This window comes from Chryseobacterium sp. ERMR1:04, from assembly GCF_001297705.1.
Lineage (GTDB): Bacteria > Bacteroidota > Bacteroidia > Flavobacteriales > Weeksellaceae > Chryseobacterium.
This window is the reverse complement of the sequence record NZ_LIRF01000004.1, coordinates 14,041-32,645: the sequence shown is the minus strand read 5'-3', so window position 1 is coordinate 32,645 and position 18,605 is coordinate 14,041. Positions and strand designations below refer to the sequence as shown.

Annotated in this window: 11 protein-coding genes; 10 read left to right on the top strand and 1 reads right to left on the bottom strand. The window is 36.1% G+C overall.

Going from position 1 to position 18,605, the window contains the following annotated elements:
- Nucleotides 1–35: 35 nt before the first annotated feature.
- From AMQ68_RS07670 to AMQ68_RS07650, 5 genes are all read left to right on the top strand, one after another.
- The gene (locus tag AMQ68_RS07670; RefSeq protein ID WP_241775082.1) at nucleotides 36–2,282 is read left to right on the top strand and encodes a choice-of-anchor L domain-containing protein; all 2,247 of its coding nucleotides are present in this window, start codon (nucleotides 36–38) and stop codon (nucleotides 2,280–2,282) included.
- A 186-nt stretch (nucleotides 2,283–2,468) separates the two neighbouring features.
- Nucleotides 2,469–4,835, top strand: a complete 2,367-nt coding sequence (locus AMQ68_RS07665; protein WP_054510070.1) for a choice-of-anchor L domain-containing protein — start codon at nucleotides 2,469–2,471, stop codon at nucleotides 4,833–4,835.
- Nucleotides 4,836–4,994: 159 nt separating this feature from the next.
- The gene (locus tag AMQ68_RS07660; protein ID WP_054510069.1) at nucleotides 4,995–8,582 is read left to right on the top strand and encodes a choice-of-anchor L domain-containing protein; all 3,588 of its coding nucleotides are present in this window, start codon (nucleotides 4,995–4,997) and stop codon (nucleotides 8,580–8,582) included.
- 125 nt (nucleotides 8,583–8,707) lie between these two features.
- Nucleotides 8,708–11,086, top strand: a complete 2,379-nt coding sequence (locus tag AMQ68_RS07655) for a choice-of-anchor L domain-containing protein (protein WP_054510068.1) — start codon at nucleotides 8,708–8,710, stop codon at nucleotides 11,084–11,086.
- A 489-nt stretch (nucleotides 11,087–11,575) separates the two neighbouring features.
- Nucleotides 11,576–13,954 carry a choice-of-anchor L domain-containing protein gene (locus AMQ68_RS07650; protein ID WP_054510067.1) on the top strand — a complete coding sequence of 793 codons (2,379 nt, stop codon included), beginning with the start codon at nucleotides 11,576–11,578 and terminating at the stop codon, nucleotides 13,952–13,954.
- Between the two features lie 68 nt (nucleotides 13,955–14,022).
- Here the strand turns inward: AMQ68_RS07650 and rsmA are convergent, their stop codons facing one another.
- Nucleotides 14,023–14,793 (bottom strand): 16S rRNA (adenine(1518)-N(6)/adenine(1519)-N(6))-dimethyltransferase RsmA, encoded by a 771-nt coding sequence (rsmA, locus tag AMQ68_RS07645; protein ID WP_054510066.1) that lies wholly within the window; start codon nucleotides 14,791–14,793, stop codon nucleotides 14,023–14,025.
- A 91-nt stretch (nucleotides 14,794–14,884) separates the two neighbouring features.
- Between rsmA and AMQ68_RS07640 the strand changes: the two genes are divergently transcribed.
- From AMQ68_RS07640 to rluF, 5 genes are all read left to right on the top strand, one after another.
- Nucleotides 14,885–15,784, top strand: a complete 900-nt coding sequence (locus tag AMQ68_RS07640; protein WP_054510065.1) for an ABC transporter permease — start codon at nucleotides 14,885–14,887, stop codon at nucleotides 15,782–15,784.
- 2 nt (nucleotides 15,785–15,786) lie between these two features.
- On the top strand, nucleotides 15,787–16,083 hold the full coding sequence (locus AMQ68_RS07635) for a DUF3098 domain-containing protein (protein WP_054510064.1): 297 nt from the start codon (nucleotides 15,787–15,789) through the stop codon (nucleotides 16,081–16,083).
- A gap of 89 nt (nucleotides 16,084–16,172) precedes the next feature.
- Nucleotides 16,173–16,991, top strand: coding sequence for an undecaprenyl-diphosphate phosphatase (locus AMQ68_RS07630; RefSeq protein ID WP_054510063.1), 819 nt, complete (start codon nucleotides 16,173–16,175; stop codon nucleotides 16,989–16,991).
- Between the two features lie 44 nt (nucleotides 16,992–17,035).
- Entirely contained in the window at nucleotides 17,036–17,734 is a 699-nt protein-coding gene (gene truB / locus AMQ68_RS07625; protein ID WP_054510062.1) for a tRNA pseudouridine(55) synthase TruB, read from the top strand.
- Between the two features lie 11 nt (nucleotides 17,735–17,745).
- On the top strand, nucleotides 17,746–18,471 hold the full coding sequence (gene rluF, locus AMQ68_RS07620; protein WP_054510061.1) for a 23S rRNA pseudouridine(2604) synthase RluF: 726 nt from the start codon (nucleotides 17,746–17,748) through the stop codon (nucleotides 18,469–18,471).
- The last annotated feature ends 134 nt before the right edge of the window (nucleotides 18,472–18,605 follow it).

Genomic DNA, 18,605 nt, shown 5'->3' with positions numbered 1-18,605 from the left:
AAAATATCATAACCTCGGTCAACAAAAAAGCAGGTGTGTATATAGATGTAAATGCAGCAGGATATGCGCCTTCTACCTACAGCCCGGAACAATTGGTAAAAGATATTCTTATTAATGGAGGATCAACGTGTTCGATTCCTAATGTGTCGAATGTAACAGTAACCCCCAACCAACCAGCAACTAATAACGATAGATTTTGGGGATATTTCCATAGAGGAACAACAAACTTCCCGTTTAAAGATGGGATTGTTCTAACGACAGGATACGCCAGACAGGCTGGAAACGTTGCATCTGAAGCTAGTGTTTCAGTAACCGGTGCTGGAATAAATGATCCGGATCTTGTAGCAGTTATTAATCCGGCACCCGATAGTTTTAAAGACAATGTGATGTTGGAGTTTGATTTTGTCCCCAACTCTAATCAGGTGAAGTTTAATTATCTTTTTGCTTCAGAAGAATATACCTATGATTATCCTTGCAGTTATTCAGATGCTTTTGCTTTATTGATAAAACCGGTTGCTGGTGGTCCTTATGTAAATGTGGCGATTCTTCCTAATAATGCAGGATTGGTAAGCATGACCAATATTCATGGAAGTACAACAGCAAGTGGAAGCCCATTATCGTGTCCTGCAATCAATGAACAGTATTTTGCAGGATATAATACAGTGCCTAAAGTGGTAACCAATTATAATGGGAGAACAGTTCCTTTGACAGCAGTCGCAGATGTTACACCGGGAGTTGCTTATCATTTTAAAATGGTTGTAGCTGATTTTAGAGATACTAGTTTTGATTCTGCTGTATTTATTGAAGGAGGTTCATTTGACATCGGAATTAAACTGGTTGATGGAAACGGAGTTCTTTTACCAAGTGAATTAAAAGTGTGTGATAATATTCCTCAGACTTTAGTTGCTCAGGTTTCAGGTATTACAGGAGCAACTTATCAATGGTACAAAGACGGAGTCGCAATACCTGGAGCCACAAGTGCAACCTATGTTGCAACCGCACCGGGTGTTTATACAATTAAAGTTATGGTTCCGGGAAATACCTGCCCCGCTGAAGCAACGGTTAAGATTATTGGCGGAACAACACCTGTAGCTCAGAATGCAGTGCTGAAACTTTGCACAACCCCAACTGTAAGCACCTTTAATTTAAATGATAGCAAGCTACTAATAAGTACAACTCCGGGAGCTGTATTTAGTTTTTATCCTACTCAGGCTGGTGCTCAGGCTCAGGATAATACTTTTATTCCTACTGCTGGTTTAGCGAGCTATAATGGAACAGATGGGCAGGTTTTATATGTCCTTGTTTCTAATGGTGCATTTTGTAGTAAGGTAGTCACGCTGACTCTACGAAAAGAAGCAAGCCCTATAGCTGCACTTATTTCTTCCAAATTGAAAATATGTAAAGGAGAATCTGTAACGTTAACAGCTTCCGGTGGGGTAACCTATCAATGGAATGTTCTTTCGGGGACTGCAGCTTTACAAACAGTAACTCCAAGCCAAACGACTACTTATACTGTATATGCAATAGGTGCACAAGGGTGTAAATCTTTACAACCTGCTACTGTAACCGTAGAAGTGGTACCTGCCATTACCTCTAATCTTAAAGGAGGAATGATTTGCGTAAGTGATAAAATTACCTTAGACGCAGGATCAGGCCCCAATTATACTTATACATGGAGCACGGGTGCTACTACACAAACGATCGAAGTAGGAACACCGGGTGCGTATACTGTGACGATTAATAATGGAGTTTGTGTTAAAGCCTATACAACGCAGGTTATCCAAGCTATTATTCCGCAAATTATTAATGTGAATTATAATGAAAACGGAACGATGATGATTACAGCAAGTAATCCAAGCAATGGACCTTTAGAATATTCTGCAGATAACGGATTGACATGGCAAAACTCTAACACCTTCACTAATATTGCTAGAAATATAGTGGTACAGATCAGAGTTCGTGTTAAAAATACAAGCTGTGTAGGATTTTTAGAGTACTTTACCTTTGTGATGCAAAATGTAATTACACCGAACGGAGATAATATCAATGATAAAATAGATTTCAGTGGGCTAATGACTTACAAAGATTTTAAAGCAAGTGTCTTTGACCGTTATGGACGTGAAGTATATAAAGCAGAAAAAATAAGACCGTATTGGGATGGTTTCTTCCAAGGAAAACGTTTACCAACGGCATCTTACTGGTATCAATTGAATTTTGATGATCCTGCAAGTAAAAAGCCGACCGTAAAAACAGGCTGGATATTGCTGAAGAATTTTGAATAATTAAAAAATTAACTTTAAATAAATAGACTACCTGAATTTTGAGGTAGTCTATTTTTGTCTACAATAAAATTTTAAATAAATTGATTATAGAAAATATTTTGATTTTTGTTGTTATTATTGTTAATAATTTGCGTGAAATATATATTTAATTAAAAAAAATAGTATTTTTGAACAAACAACAACAAAATGTTAAATTATAGACTAAAAAACTACCTTTTTCCCTTAGTGCTTTTGTTTATCTCAACTTCTCTATTTTCACAGAGGAAAGCTCCTAAACCTATCATAACATCGGTTAATAAAAAAGCTGGAGTTTTTATTGACGTAAACGCCGCAGGATACACACCTTCTACGTATAGTGCAGAACAATTGGTAAAAGATGTTCTAATTAATGGAGGATCTACCTGTTCGATTCCTAATGTATCGAATGTAACGATAACTCCTAATCATCCAGTGACTAATAACAATAGGTTTTGGGGATATTTTCACCGAGGAACAACGAACTTTCCGTTTAAAGATGGAATTGTTTTAACGACAGGATATGCCAGAGAGGCAGGAAATGTAGCAGCTTCCCCTAGTTGGCCTGTAACTGGAGCAGGAATGAATGATCCTGATCTGGTAGCGGCAGTTCCTATTACTATCCCTGGTGATAATTATAATGATAATGTGATGTTGGAGTTTGATTTTGTCCCCAACTCTAATCAGGTAAAGTTTAATTATCTTTTTGCTTCTGATGAATATACGAGTAATTATCCGTGTCAATATTCAGATGCATTTGCCTTGTTAATCAAACCTGTTTCAGGTGGTCCTTATGTAAATGTAGCAATTTTACCAGCAGGAGCTGGGCCTGTAAGTATGACGAATATACATCCTGTTGTAACAGGAGCTTTTGGCTGTCCTGCTATTAATGAACAGTATTTTGCGGGCTACAACCCGGCGCCTAAAGTGGTTACCAATTATAATGGAAGAACGGTTCCTTTGACAGCAATTGCTGATGTTACACCTGGAGTTGCTTATCATTTTAAAATGGTTTTGTCTGATTATAGAGATACTAGCTTTGATTCTGCTGTATTTATTGAAGGAGGGTCTTTTGACATCGGAATTAAACTGGTTGATGGAAGTGGGGTTCTTTTACCAAGTGAATTAAAAGTGTGTGATAATATTCCTCAGACTTTAGTTGCTCAGGTTTCAGGTATTACAGGAGCAACTTATCAATGGTACAAAGACGGAGTCGCAATACCTGGAGCCACAAGTGCAACCTATGTTGCAACCGCACCGGGTGTTTATACAATTAAAGTTATGGTTCCGGGAAATACCTGCCCCGCTGAAGCAACGGTTAAGATTATTGGCGGAACAACACCTGTAGCTCAGAATGCAGTGCTGAAACTTTGCACAACCCCAACTGTAAGCACCTTTAATTTAAATGATAGCAAGCTACTAATAAGTACAACTCCGGGAGCTGTATTTAGTTTTTATCCTACTCAGGCTGGTGCTCTGGCTCAGGATAATACTTTTATTCCTACTGCTGGTTTAGCGAGCTATAATGGAACAGATGGGCAGGTTTTATATGTCCTTGTTTCTAATGGTGCATTTTGTAGTAAGGTAGTGACATTAACCTTACAAAAAGAAGCAACTCCTACAGCAGTGCTTACCGCTTCCAAATTGAAAATATGTAAAGGAGAATCTGTAACGTTAACAGCTTCCGGTGGGGTAACCTATCAATGGAATGTTCTTTCGGGGACTGCAGCTTTACAAACAGTAACTCCAAGCCAAACGACTACTTATACTGTATATGCAATAGGTGCACAAGGGTGTAAATCTTTACAACCCGCTACTGTAACCGTAGAAGTGGTACCTGCCATTACCTCTAATCTTAAAGGAGGAATGATTTGCGTAAGTGATAAAATTACCTTAGACGCAGGATCAGGCCCCAATTATACTTATACATGGAGCACGGGTGCTACTACACAAACGATCGAAGTAGGAACACCGGGTGCGTATACTGTGACGATTAATAATGGAGTTTGTGTTAAAGCCTATACAACGCAGGTTATCCAAGCTATTATTCCGCAAATTATTAATGTGAATTATAATGAAAACGGAACGATGATGATTACAGCAAGTAATCCAAGCAATGGACCTTTAGAATATTCTGCAGATAACGGATTGACATGGCAAAACTCTAACACCTTCACTAATATTGCTAGAAATATAGTGGTACAGATCAGAGTTCGTGTTAAAAATACAAGCTGTGTAGGATTTTTAGAGTACTTTACCTTTGTGATGCAAAATGTAATTACACCGAACGGAGATAATATCAATGATAAAATAGATTTCAGTGGGCTGATGACTTACAAAGATTTTAAAGCAAGTGTCTTTGACCGTTACGGACGTGAAGTATATAAAGCTGAAAAAATAAGACCGTATTGGGATGGTTTCTTCCAAGGAAAACGTTTACCAACGGCATCTTACTGGTATCAATTGAATTTTGATGATCCTGCAAGTAAAAAGCCGACCGTAAAAACAGGCTGGATATTACTGAAGAATTTTGAATAATTAAATTAAATACTAAAAAGGGCTAACAATTTGTTAGCCTTTTTTAGTAAAGTGAAATTGATACGTGATAATAAATAAAATTGTATTCATAATAATGTAAATTCTCCATAATTGAATTTCAATCAAAAAAAATAGTATTTTTGTTTAAAATAATATAAAATGTTAAATTGGAGGACAAGAAGTTTATTTTTTGCTTTACTTTTAATACTTACGGGTACTTGTGCTTTTTCTCAAGAGAGAAAGATAATAGCAGGGAAGCCACCTCGGGCAGTATCAATGAAGGCAGGAGCATTTATAGATGTAAATACTCCGGGTTATCCTGAGTCAAATTATAATGTTACACAGCTTGTAAAGGATGTTTTAATCGCAGGAGGATCTACTTGTTCTACTGCCAATGTATCAAACGTTGTCGTTTTTCCAAATTTACCAGTCAGTGACCAAAATAGAAGCTGGGGTTATTTTAATAAAGCAAGTACCAACTTCCCATTCGCTAAAGGGATCATTCTTACAACAGGCTATGCAAGAAAGGCTGGTAATAATTATCAGGGAACATTAAATGATCATTTAATGTCAGGAGGAGATATTGATCTTGCCACTGCTTTGGGAGTTCCCAACTCTCAATTATTTGATGCTACCTATATAGAGTTTGATTTTGTTCCAACTTCTACCGAAGTTAAATTCAGATATATTTTTGCCTCGAAAGAATATACAGACAGTTTTACATGTACTGTTTCGGATGGTTTTGCTTTATTATTAAAAAAAGTTGGGGATCCGTCGTATACTAATCTTGCTGTTCTTCCCAACGGGGCACCTGTGAGTGTTACCAACATTGTTCCTGCAGGTTTGCCTTGTGGACCAAAGAATGCACAGTATTTTGGAGGATTAAATAATCCTCAGATTGAAACAAATTTTGCGGGACGTACAATTCCGTTAACAGCTACTGCAACAGTAATACCTGGGCAAACCTATCATTTTAAAATGGTTTTAGCTGATTATTCAGATATGAATTATGATTCTGGTGTGTTTTTAGAAGCAGGATCTTTTGATATAGGAGTTAAAATTTTGGATCCTGCGGGAGCTACACTTCCTGCCAATATTAATGTTTGTGGTAATGTACCACAGGTTCTTACAGCTTCGGCTAATATTCCGGGAGCTACCTATCAGTGGTTATTAAATAATGTGCCAATCGTTGGTGCTAACGGAGTTAGTTATACAGCTACACAGTCTGGAACCTATACGATTAATGTTTTAATTCCTGGAAATTCATGTCCGGGAACTGCCAGTGTAACCATTACAATGGGCGTTCCTCCTACAGCACAAAATGCGAGCTTAACTACTTGCTATGTACCTGGGAATGCTGTGTTTAATTTAACTACAGCTGAATCGCAAATTAACAATACCACTCCAGGAGCTACATTTACTTATTATTTGAACCAAGCAGATGCTAATGCGGGAAATGCAAATACAATTCCTACTCCTACAGCTTATTCAAGTGCTGGAGGGATTACAATATATGTTAGGGTAACCAGTGGATCGTGTTCAAATGTGGCTCAACTACAGCTCATAAAAGCTACTCAGATGACTGCTACCATTGCGCCTCCAACAGTTTTAACTTGTACAAATTCACAAATTACATTAGATGCCTCTGCATCAGTTTATCCAGCTGGTTCTACATTTAATTGGGCAACTACGGGTGGAAATATTGTCTCTGGTGGAAATACATTAACACCAGTTGTGAATAATGCAGGAACTTATACTTTAACGATTACAAAAAATTATCAGCCTGGAAATCTTAACTGTACAGCAACTTCAACAGTGACGGTAACTGGGGATAGTGCCCCACCTACAACAGGATTAACTGCGACTAAAGTTCTTATCTGCGCAGGGGAATCTGTTACTTTAACCGCTTCGGGTGGAGCTACATATAACTGGCAAGGCGGATTAACAGGTAATGGAAATACACAAATTGTAACTCCTACTGCTAATACGACCTATACAGTAACTGCTGTTGGTGCTAATGGTTGTGTATCTCAAAATGCGGCAACAATAACGATTGAAGTTTCGCAGCCTATTACAGTACAAAACGCAACTTTGCTAAAATGTTATCAGCAAGGAAATATTATTTATGATTTAACATCGGCACAACCCCAAATAACAACTGCTGGTACTGCTACTTTTGATTATTATGTTCTTCAGGCTGATGCCAATGCTGGAAATGGGAATACAATACCTACCCCTACAGCATATCCAAGTCCTGGAAATCAGACTATTTATGTATTGGTAAGAAATGGAGGCTGTAGCTATGTTGTTACTTTGCAATTAGTAAGTACGGCAGTAACAACATTAACGATAGCTGCTCCACAAACTATTACATGTACAACGAATCAGATTACGATAAATGCGGGTGCATCAGTAATTCCTACAGGTTCTACCATTGCCTGGACAACAACAGGTGGAGGGAATATTGTTTCGGGGGCTAATACTTTAACACCAACGGTAAATGCTGGTGGAGTTTATACATTAACAGTTTCAAACGTAACACAACCCGGAAATTTAACGTGTACATATACCGCAACAGTTACAGTAGCCCAGGATAAAACACCTCCAGTAGCAACTTTAATTTCTTCTGTCGCCCAGATTTGTGTAGGAGAATCTGTTACTTTAACCGCATCTGGCGGAGCAACTTATAATTGGGGTGGTGGTCTTACGGGTAATGGGAATACTCAGGTTGTTTCCCCTACGACGACTACGGTATATACCGTTTTTGCGGTAGGAGCAAATGGATGTATTTCTGCAAATCCAGCAACCGTTACGGTGATCGTTGGGCCTCCGATAGCGGGAATCTCAGCTTCTAAAACGAAAATATGTGCCGGAGAATCTGTTACTTTAACCGCTACAGGTGGTATTACCTATAGCTGGGCAGGATTAACAGGGAATGGTAATACTCAGATTGTTTCGCCTACGCTTACCACTATATATTCTGTACATGCATTGGGTGGAAATGGATGTAGTTCTATCAATCCCGCAACAATTACTATTGAAGTTGTTCCTGCAATTGTTTCAACATTACAAGATGTTTTTGTTTGTGCAGGAGATACAGGGATTTTAGATGCAGGTGCAGGACCAAACTATACGTATTTATGGAGTACTGGAGCTACCACCCAAACAATATCTACTAATATTACGGGAACTTATAGCGTTACGATTAGCAATGGAGTTTGTTCTAAAGTTTTCACGGCTCAAATTTTAAATCCAACCTTACCTCAGTTTACGAATATAGTCTATGAAAATCATGTTCTTACGCTTACGGCTTCAAATCCTACAGGTGGAATTTTAGAGTTTTCTATTGATGGTGGAGTAACCTGGCAGAATTCGAACATGTTTTATAATGTTTTGAATAATACCAATTATAATCTAATGGTTAGGGTTAAGGATGCGAAATGTAGTACATCATTACAATATTTTACATTCGTTATTAGTAATGCAATTACACCAAATGGGGATGGTAAAAATGATTTTATAGATTTCTCAGGAATAAGCGGATATAATAATTTTGCGGCCTCTGTCTTTAACAGATATGGTCAGGAAATTTTTAAAGCCACGAAATCTGAAACTACTTGGAGAGGAACAATAAAAGATCTTAACCTGCCTACAGCTACTTATTGGTACAAAGTACAATGGGATAACCCAGCGAGTAAAAAACTTGAGCTAAGAACGGGCTGGATATTACTGAAAAATAGAAATTAAAAATTTAAACCAAAATAACAATAAAACCTTCCAATTGGAAGGTTTTTGTTTTTATGATAATAAATAATTAAATATATGTGTGATATATTTAAAAAAAATTAAATTTGTTAAATAAAAATATTGTAATGAAGAGATATCTACTACTATTTTCTATTTTTCTTGTCACCTCTAATCTTTTTTATTCTCAAAAAAATCAACCCAGAAAACTCGTAAGAGAAACATCTATAACCTCCAAAAAAGCTGGAAATTTTATAGATGTTAATGTTCCTACATATCCGGCAGCTGCTTATACAGCTGCACAATTGGTAAAAGATGTATTAATATCATCGGGAACAAATTCTTGTGTTACGCCTACGGTGACTAATGTTCAGGTTAGTCCTAATGAAGGGCCAACTGTTACAGACAGAGCCTGGGGCTATTTTCATAGAGGGACCACCAATTTTCCTTTTAAAGATGGTATCGTGCTATCAACCGGCTTTGCTAGAAAAGCAGGAAATGATTTAGAACCATTTACTTTAGGGGATGATCTTTCTACTGGAAGTGATCCAGATTTAGCAGCAGCAATAGGATCTACAGGATATTTAACGAATTCTGTGATTTTAGAATTCGATTTTGTACCTACCTCATCTCAGGTAAAGTTTAATTATTTAATGGCTTCCGAAGAATATACAGGAAGTTTTCCTTGTAGTTATGCCGATGCTTTTGCTTTATTGCTAAGACCCGTTTCTGGCGGTCCTTATCAAAATATGGCTGTATTGCCTTCAGGAGCAGGTCCTGTAAGTGTTACGAATATTCACCCTGCAAATTCAGATTCAGGATTTCCTTTACTATGTGGGGCTGCCAACCCTTTATATTTCTTTGGGTATAATTCTAATCCATCTACCGTAACCAACTTTAATGGAAGAACAGTTCCTCTTACCGCAACCGCAACAGTAACTCCTGGGCAGGCGTATCATTTTAAAATGGTGGCTGCTGATTATGGGCAATTTGCAGTAGATCATGTTTATGATACTGCGGTATTCTTAGAAGGGGGCTCTTTTAATATTGGGGTAGATTTATTAGATCCTGCGGGAGCTACTTTACCTTCCGATATTAATGTTTGTGATAATGTACCGCAAGTGATCACAGCTTCTATTAGTGATCCTAATTTACTATATCAATGGTTTTTTAACGGAACTCCTATTACCGGCGCAACGACGAACTCTATTACTGCAGTTCAGCCGGGAACGTATACCATAGAAGTAAGTGTTCCCGGAAACCCTTGTCCGGGTAAAGCAACGATTCAAATTCATGGAGGGATAACTCCGGTAGCTCAGGATGCTACTTTGTTACTCTGCAGTACTCCGGATATTACAACTTTTGATTTATCGAATGCAATTCCATCAATAAGTACAACGCCTGGTGCTATATTTCATTTTTATGTAAATCAGGCAGATGCCATCGCTCAAAATAATAATTATATTACCACGCCATTAAATTACAATGGAAGTGATGGACAAATCTTATATGTTGTGGTTTCAAATGGAGGATTCTGTAGCAAATTAATTAAATTAAAATTATTAAAAGAGGTTACGCCTAAAGCAACATTGGTATCCTCTAGAATAAAAATATGTCCTGGAGAATCGGTCAATTTAACAGCTACAGGAGGAACTACCTACCTATGGAATAATTTCTTAGGTACCGGTGCTACTCAGACGGCTACTTTATACAATACAACTACATTTACGGTATACGCTATCGGAGCAAAAGGGTGTAAATCTTTACAACCAGCAACGGTAATAGTAGAAGTCGTTCCAGAGATTGTTCCACCATTAAAAGATGTTGAAATGTGTATTGGGGATAGGGTGATTTTGGATGCTGGTGCAGGTCCTAATTACAAATATTTATGGAGCACCGGAGCGGTTACCCAAACCATTGCAGTTGACCAATGGGGAATTTATACCGTTGAAATAGATAATGGATATTGTAAAAAGCTCTTCTCTGTAAAAGTAATGGGAGCGGCATCACCTTTTGTTTCTAATCTTAATTATGGAAATGGTACACTGACTATTACAGCTGAAAACCCACCCATTAATAATATTCAAGGTATTTTAGAATACTCTATTGACGGAGGAATATTGTGGCAGCAGTCTAATATCTTTACCGGATTACAGAATAATACCACCTATCATATTCAGGTAAGGGTAGTAGGTACGCATTGTGTGGGAGCGCTGGAATTCTTTACTCTAAACATTTCAAATATTATTACTCCTAACCAAGACGGGATTAATGATGTTTTGGATCTTAAGTCACTGGGAGATTTTAAAAACTTCACAGGTTCTATTTATGACAGATACGGAGTAGAAATGTTCAGATTCTCAAAACAACAACCTATTTGGGATGGAACGGTAGGAGGTAAAAGATTACCAACAGCTACGTATTGGTATAAGTTCAATTTTGAATATCCTAAATCAAAAGCTCAGATGAATTGGTCTGGGTGGATCTTACTAAAGAACAGAGAATAATATCATAGATAATGCAAATATCAAAAAAAGCCTTTCAATTAATTTTGGAAGGCTTTTTTGTTTAAATTTTGTTTTTTTAAATAAATTCATTATATTTATCTGTTTATCAATTTCTTGTGTTCATTTTAAAGGCTGTAATAAAAAACAGTTCTTTTTATTTCTCACACTTTTGAGGATCTAATAACCATTAATCATCTTGTTCGTATTTTTTTAAATGATGTGATTAATTAAGATTAAGAACTGATTCTTAATATCTATAAAAACTACATACCAACAGGATAAAATGTTATATATAAATTTCAGACCGTAGACTTTAAGCTTACAATCTGAGAAAGTAAGTAGCATAAAACAAAACCTTTATGAGATAGATCAAATAATTAGAAAAGTGTTTACTCACTTTTGTAGGGATACAGATTTTGTTTTTTGTAATGAATAGGTTGGTATGCTATGATACATTAAAGAAGAATAAATTTTAAAAACAAAAATGTTATGAAGAAATCTCTACTATTATTTTCTATTTTTCTTGTCACCTCCAATTTTATTTATTCCCAAAAAAATACATCTCGAAAATCGGTACGGGAAACCTCGGTAACCTCCAAAAAAGCTGGAAATTTTATAGAGATTAATGCTCCTACGTATCCAGCATCTGCTTATACGGCGGAACAATTGGTAAAAGATGTATTAATATCATCGGGTACAAATTCTTGTGTTACGCCTACAGTGACTAATGTTCAGGTTAGTCCTAATGAAGGGCCAACTGTTACAGACAGAGCCTGGGGCTATTTTCATAGAGGGACTACCAATTTTCCTTTTAAAGATGGTATCGTGCTATCAACCGGCTATGCTAGAAAAGGCGGTAATAGTTTAGAACAATTTACTTTAAGTGATAATCTTTCAACAGGAAGTGATCCAGATTTAGCAGCAGCAATAGGATCTACAGGATATTTAACGAATTCTGTGATTTTAGAATTCGATTTTGTACCTACCTCATCTCAGGTAAAGTTTAATTATTTAATGGCATCTGAAGAGTACACAACAACTTTTCCTTGTAGTTATGCCGATGTTTTTGCTTTATTGCTAAGACCCGTTTCTGGCGGTCCTTATCAAAATATGGCTGTATTGCCTTCAGGAGCAGGTCCTGTAAGTGTTACGAATATTCATCCGGCAGATTCAGATTCAGGATTCCCTTTACAATGTGGGGCTTCAAACCCTCAATATTTTTTTGGATACAATTCAAAACCGGCAACAGTAACCAATTTTAATGGAAGAACAGTTCCTCTTACGGCAACGGCAACAGTAATTCCTGGGCAGGCGTATCATTTTAAGATGGTGGTGGCTGATTATGGGCAGTATGGGGTAGATTATGCATATGATACTGCGGTATTCTTAGAAGGGGGCTCTTTTAATATTGGGGTAGATTTATTAGATCCTGCGGGGGCTACTTTACCTTCCGATATTAATGTTTGTGATAATGTACCGCAAGTGATCACGGCTTCTATCAGTGATCCTAATTTACTATATCAATGGTTTTTTAACGGAACTCCTATTACCGGCGCAACGACGAACTCTATTACTGCAGTTCAGCCGGGAACGTATACCATAGAAGTAAGTGTTCCCGGAAACCCTTGTCCGGGTAAAGCAACGATTCAAATTCATGGAGGGATAACTCCGGTAGCTCAGGATGCTACTTTGTTACTCTGCAGTACTCCGGATATTACAACTTTTGATTTATCGAATGCAATTCCATCAATAAGTACAACGCCTGGTGCTATATTTCATTTTTATGTAAATCAGGCAGATGCCATCGCTCAAAATAATAATTATATTACCACGCCATTAAATTACAATGGAAGTGATGGACAAATCTTATATGTTGTGGTTTCAAATGGAGGATTCTGTAGCAAATTAATTAAATTAAAATTATTAAAAGAGGTTACGCCTAAAGCAACATTGGTATCCTCTAGAATAAAAATATGTCCTGGAGAATCGGTCAATTTAACAGCTACAGGAGGAACTACCTACCTATGGAATAATTTCTTAGGTACCGGTGCTACTCAGACGGCTACTTTATACAATACAACTACATTTACGGTATACGCTATCGGAGCAAAAGGGTGTAAATCTTTACAACCGGCAACGGTAATAGTAGAAGTCGTTCCAGAGATTGTTCCACCATTAAAAGATGTTGAAATGTGTATCGGGGATAGTGTGATTTTGGATGCTGGTGCAGGTCCTAATTACAAATATTTATGGAGTACGGGAGCGGTTACCCAAACCATTGCAGTTGACCAATGGGGAATTTATACCGTTGAAATAGATAATGGATATTGTAAAAAGCTCTTCTCTGTAAAAGTAATGGGAGCGGCATCACCTTTTGTTTCTAATCTTAATTATGGAAATGGTACACTGACTATTACAGCTGAAAACCCACCCATTAATAATATTCAAGGTATTTTAGAATACTCTATTGACGGAGGAATATTGTGGCAGCAGTCTAATATCTTTACCGGATTACAGAATAATACCACCTATCATATTCAGGTAAGGGTAGTAGGCACGCATTGTGTGGGAGCACTTGAGTTCTTTACTCTAAACATTTCAAATATTATTACTCCTAACCAAGACGGGATTAATGATGTTCTGGATCTTAAGTCACTGGGAGATTTCAAAAACTTCACAGGCTCTATTTATGACAGATATGGAGTAGAAATGTTCAGATTCTCAAAACAACAACCTATTTGGGATGGAACGGTAGGAGGTAAAAGATTACCAACAGCTACGTATTGGTATAAGTTCAATTTTGAATATCCTAAATCAAAAGCTCAGATGAATTGGTCTGGGTGGATTTTACTAAAGAATAGAGAATAATATAGAGAATGCAAACATCAAAAAAAGCCTTTCAAAATTAATTGAAAGGCTTTTTAATTCTAAAATGCTTATCGGTTTTCTTTCCAAAGTTTAGTAAAGTTGATAAAATCACTCACGCTTAATTCTTCAGCTCTTTTATCCATAAACTCATGCGTTTTTAATTCTTCAGGGATTTCTAATACTTTTAAAGAATTGGAAAGTTTCTTTCTTCTTTGATTAAAACCTGCTTTTACAATTTGCTTGAAAAGGATTTCATTTCCTGCCAATCCTTCTTTTGGGTTTCGGGTTAGTTTTATAACTCCGGATTTTACCTTTGGAGGCGGATTGAACACGTTTTCATGCACCGTAAACAGATAAGTGACATCATAGTATGCCTGAACCAAAACAGAGAGAATTCCGTACTCTTTCGTTCTCGGTACAGATGCTGTTCTTTCTGCCACTTCTTTTTGAAACATTCCTACCATTTCCGGAATCAATTCATAATGATCGATGATCTTAAATAATATCTGTGAAGAAATATTATAAGGAAAGTTTCCAATAATAGCAATTTGATCGTTATTAATAAAATTGAAATCCTGTTTCAAAAAATCTCCTACAAAGATCTCTTCTGTGATCTTAGAATAGGTGTTTTTTAGGTACTCTATAGATTCGGTATCTATTTCTGCAAGATAAATATTTTGCTCTTTTTCCAGAAGGTATTTGGTAAGAACTCCCGTTCCGGGGCCTATTTCCATAATATTATTATAGTTCTCAAAACTAAGACCTTCTACGATTTTTCTTGCGATATTTTCATCTGTCAAAAAGTGTTGACCAAGATGCTTTTTTGCTTTTACACTCAAGTTTTTTTATGATTTTATTAACAATGATTTTCTCTATTTCGTCCCAAATTTCGGAAGTTTTTTTCTAATTTAGCCAAAAATTTTAATATTAATGGCTAAATCTGTAGATGAATTTAATAAAAAGAGACTTCGATCCAGCAATATTACAGTCGTAATAAGTATTGCCTTAGTGTTATTTTTGTTAGGATTAATGGGACTTATTTTGATCAACGCCCAGAAATATTCCGACTATATCAAGGAGCAATTGGTTGTCAATGCCTACTTTGATGAAAATTATGATGCTAAAGATTCTGTAAAAATTGCTAAACTTGAAGAAGAAACTTTAAAGAAAGTACAGACTTTGGTACCTGTAAAAAAGGCGACTTATATTTCGAGAGCGGCAGCAGCAATAGAGGCGAAAAAAAGTATGGGGATTGATAGTGATGCCCTTTTTGAGGAAAATATTTTCCCTTCTTCTATAGAAATTGCTTTAAAACCCGAGTATGTAGATCCTGCAAAAATTGATGCAGCGATAAAGATCATTAAATCTGTTCCGGGAATTGTAGATGTGAAAAACGACAGTACCTTAATGGTAGATGTTTACAATAACCTGAGTAGAATTTTAAAATGGATTTTTGGTTTCTCTCTCTTGTTCTTGGTTCTAGCGGTAGTTTTAATTAATAACTCTATCCGTCTAAAAATATTTTCAAAAAGATTTATTATCAAAACCATGCAGTTGGTAGGGGCAAAAAGAAGATTTATCTTAAAACCTTTTATCATTGAAGCTATCATTTTAGGAGCTATTGGCTCTTTTATAGGGCTTGCTGCTTTATGTGGTGTTTGGTATTATTTCACGAGCCAGATCGGTTCATCATTCGTACAGGATAATCAGCAGTATTTTTGGTTGATTGTACTTGTATTGGGAGTTGGAGTTTTAATTACGGTTCTAAGTACAATCATCGCAACATGGAGATTCTTGAAATCTAATGTTGACGATTTATATTATTCTTAAAAATGAGCAAACAAACAAATAAATTTTCTGCTGCAAGTTTCGGTAAAGAAACTGAGACGCCACAGGAAAATACGTTCTATTTCGGACAGCAAAACTTTAAATGGATGCTTATTGGTTTAGCATTTATTGTTGTCGGATTTTTATTAATGATGGGACCAGATGCGAATACTGTAGATGGGAAATTTGATCCTAATTCTTGGAATGAAGACATCTTTTCTATCAGAAGAATAAGAATTGCACCTCTATTCGTAGTAATAGGATTTGCAATTGAAGTGTACGCGATTTTAAAAAGAAAATAATTAATTTTTATTTTAAAGATTAAGAAATTGCGAGATTTAGAAGATTCTAGATTTCAATATCTCTTAATCTTTAAATTTTTATATATACTATGGATTTAATCAAAGCAATCATTATTGCCATTATTGAAGGACTGACAGAATATTTGCCAATCTCTTCTACCGCGCACATGGGTTTTGCAGCCAATTTAATGGGGATGCAGGAGGACGAATTTTTAAAAATGTTCCAGGTTTCCATTCAGTTTGGAGCCATCTTGTCTGTGGTGGTTGCCTATTGGAAAAAATTCTTTGATTTTAATAATATTAAGTTTTATTTTAAGTTGGCGTATGCGGTTATTCCTGCGTTGGTTTTAGGATATTTATTTGATGATAAGATTGAAGCTATTCTTGGAAATCAAATTGCAATTTCATCTGTTTTGGTTCTTGGAGGGGTCGTTTTATTATTTGCAGATAAATGGTTTAAAAATCCTACCATTGATGATGAAAAAGGAATTACCGTAAAAAAAGCAGTAACAATTGGTTTCTGGCAATGTCTTGCAATGATGCCTGGGACGAGTAGAAGTGCGGCTTCCATTATTGGAGGGATGACTCAGGGGTTAACAAGAAAAGCTGCTGCAGAATTTTCATTCTTCCTGGCGGTTCCTACCATGTTGGCTGTTACCGTATATTCTATTTTTGTTAAAACTTGGGGTAAAGAAACACCGAATCCTCAAAAAGGATATGAGATGATTATGGCATCAAACGATCATATTATGATCTTTGTGATTGGTAATGTTGTGGCATTTATTGTCGCATTAATTGCGATAAAAGCGTTCATCGGAGTGTTAAATAAATATGGTTTCAAACCTTGGGGATGGTACCGTATTTTTGTTGGATTGGCTTTGTTGATCTATTTTTATTTCTTTAAATAAAGCATACGCATTATTAATTACTTATTACACATTACCTATCATTCATGACAGCTGAAGAACTGCAATCAGGATATACTTTTTTATTAGACAAACCTCTGGATTGGACTTCTTTTCAGGCAGTCAATAAAATGAAATACAAACTCAAAAGAGAGTTTAATCTTCCGAAAAAATTTAAAATTGGTCACGCCGGAACATTAGATCCGAGAGCAACAGGACTTCTTATTGTTTGTTGTGGAAAATTTACCAAGAAGATTCCAGAAATACAGGATGCTCCGAAAGAATACTGGACAGAGATTAAAATTGGGGTACAGACAGAGTCTTACGACACTGAAAAGCCTGAGATCCTTCCACAGGATTATTCTCACATTTCAGAAGAGCAGATCAATGAAGCTGTAATGAAATTTTTAGGGGAAATAGATCAGACACCTCCTGTTTTTTCAGCAATAAAAATTGATGGAAAAAGAGCTTATAATTTGGCAAGAGCAGGAGAGGAAGTGGAAATGAAATCTAGAAAAACAACAATTCTCTATATTGAAGATATTAAAATAGATCTACCTTTGGTAAGCTTTACCGTAGGATGTTCTAAAGGAACTTATATTCGAAGTCTTGCTCATGATATCGGACAGGAACTGGGAGTAGGTGCGTATTTAACACAACTAAGACGTACGAAAATTGGCGAATATAAAATTGAGGATGCAACCACCCAATTTTTAGAAAATGACTTTAGATTTGATAACAATTAAAAACCAAACTTATGCAGGAGAAAACACGAATTAATAAATATTTATCGGAAGTTGGATATTGCTCAAGAAGAGCGGCAGATAAATTGTTAGAAGAAGGCAGAATAAAAATCAACGGAAAAGTTCCTGAATTGGGAACAAAAGTTTCTGATGAAGACGTAGTAGAAGTTGATGGAAAAGCAATTAGAGAATCTGAGGATAAACCAATTTATATTGCTTTCAATAAACCGGTAGGTATCGTTTGTACAACAGATACAAAACGTGAATTAGATAATATTATAGAGTTTATCAACCATCCTAAAAGAATATTTCCGATTGGAAGATTAGATAAACCGAGTGAAGGACTTATTCTCTTGACAAATGATGGAGATATTGTCAATAAAATTCTAAGAGCTAGAAATAATCACGAAAAAGAATATTTGGTAAGAGTAGATAAACCGACCAATCCAAAGTTCTTAGACAAAATGAGAAATGGAGTTCCAATTTTAGATACAGTCACAAAAAAATGTGAAGTGGAAAAAATTGATGATATGACTTTCAGAATCGTTCTTACCCAAGGATTAAACAGACAGATCCGTAGAATGTGTGAATACCTTGGTTATGAAGTAAAGAAGCTTAAAAGAATCCGTATCATGAATATTAAATTGGATATTCCCGTTGGAAAATGGAGAGATTTAACAGAGGAAGAACTTTCTACATTGAATTTACTTCTTGAAGATTCTAGCAAGACTATAGAATAATAGTTTAAACTCAATAAATAGATGCTTCGACTCCGCTCGGCATGACATTTCTAATACTAGCTGCATTATTTTAACAGTCAATTTTTAACGATGTCATGCTGGAGCGGAGTCTAAGCATTTAAGTGTAAAGAATT

Bases quoted from the DNA above. Each gene is read 5' to 3' on its own strand.
- AMQ68_RS07630 (WP_054510063.1), top strand. From the start codon at position 16,173: ATGGATTTAATCAAAGCAATCATTATTGCCATTATTGAAGGACTGACA.
- truB (WP_054510062.1), top strand. From the start codon at position 17,036: ATGACAGCTGAAGAACTGCAATCAGGATATACTTTTTTATTAGACAAA.
- AMQ68_RS07660 (WP_054510069.1), top strand. From the start codon at position 4,995: ATGTTAAATTGGAGGACAAGAAGTTTATTTTTTGCTTTACTTTTAATA.
- AMQ68_RS07640 (WP_054510065.1), top strand. From the start codon at position 14,885: ATGGCTAAATCTGTAGATGAATTTAATAAAAAGAGACTTCGATCCAGC.
- AMQ68_RS07635 (WP_054510064.1), top strand. From the start codon at position 15,787: ATGAGCAAACAAACAAATAAATTTTCTGCTGCAAGTTTCGGTAAAGAA.
- AMQ68_RS07665 (WP_054510070.1), top strand. From the start codon at position 2,469: ATGTTAAATTATAGACTAAAAAACTACCTTTTTCCCTTAGTGCTTTTG.
- rluF (WP_054510061.1), top strand. From the start codon at position 17,746: ATGCAGGAGAAAACACGAATTAATAAATATTTATCGGAAGTTGGATAT.
- AMQ68_RS07655 (WP_054510068.1), top strand. From the start codon at position 8,708: ATGAAGAGATATCTACTACTATTTTCTATTTTTCTTGTCACCTCTAAT.
- AMQ68_RS07650 (WP_054510067.1), top strand. From the start codon at position 11,576: ATGAAGAAATCTCTACTATTATTTTCTATTTTTCTTGTCACCTCCAAT.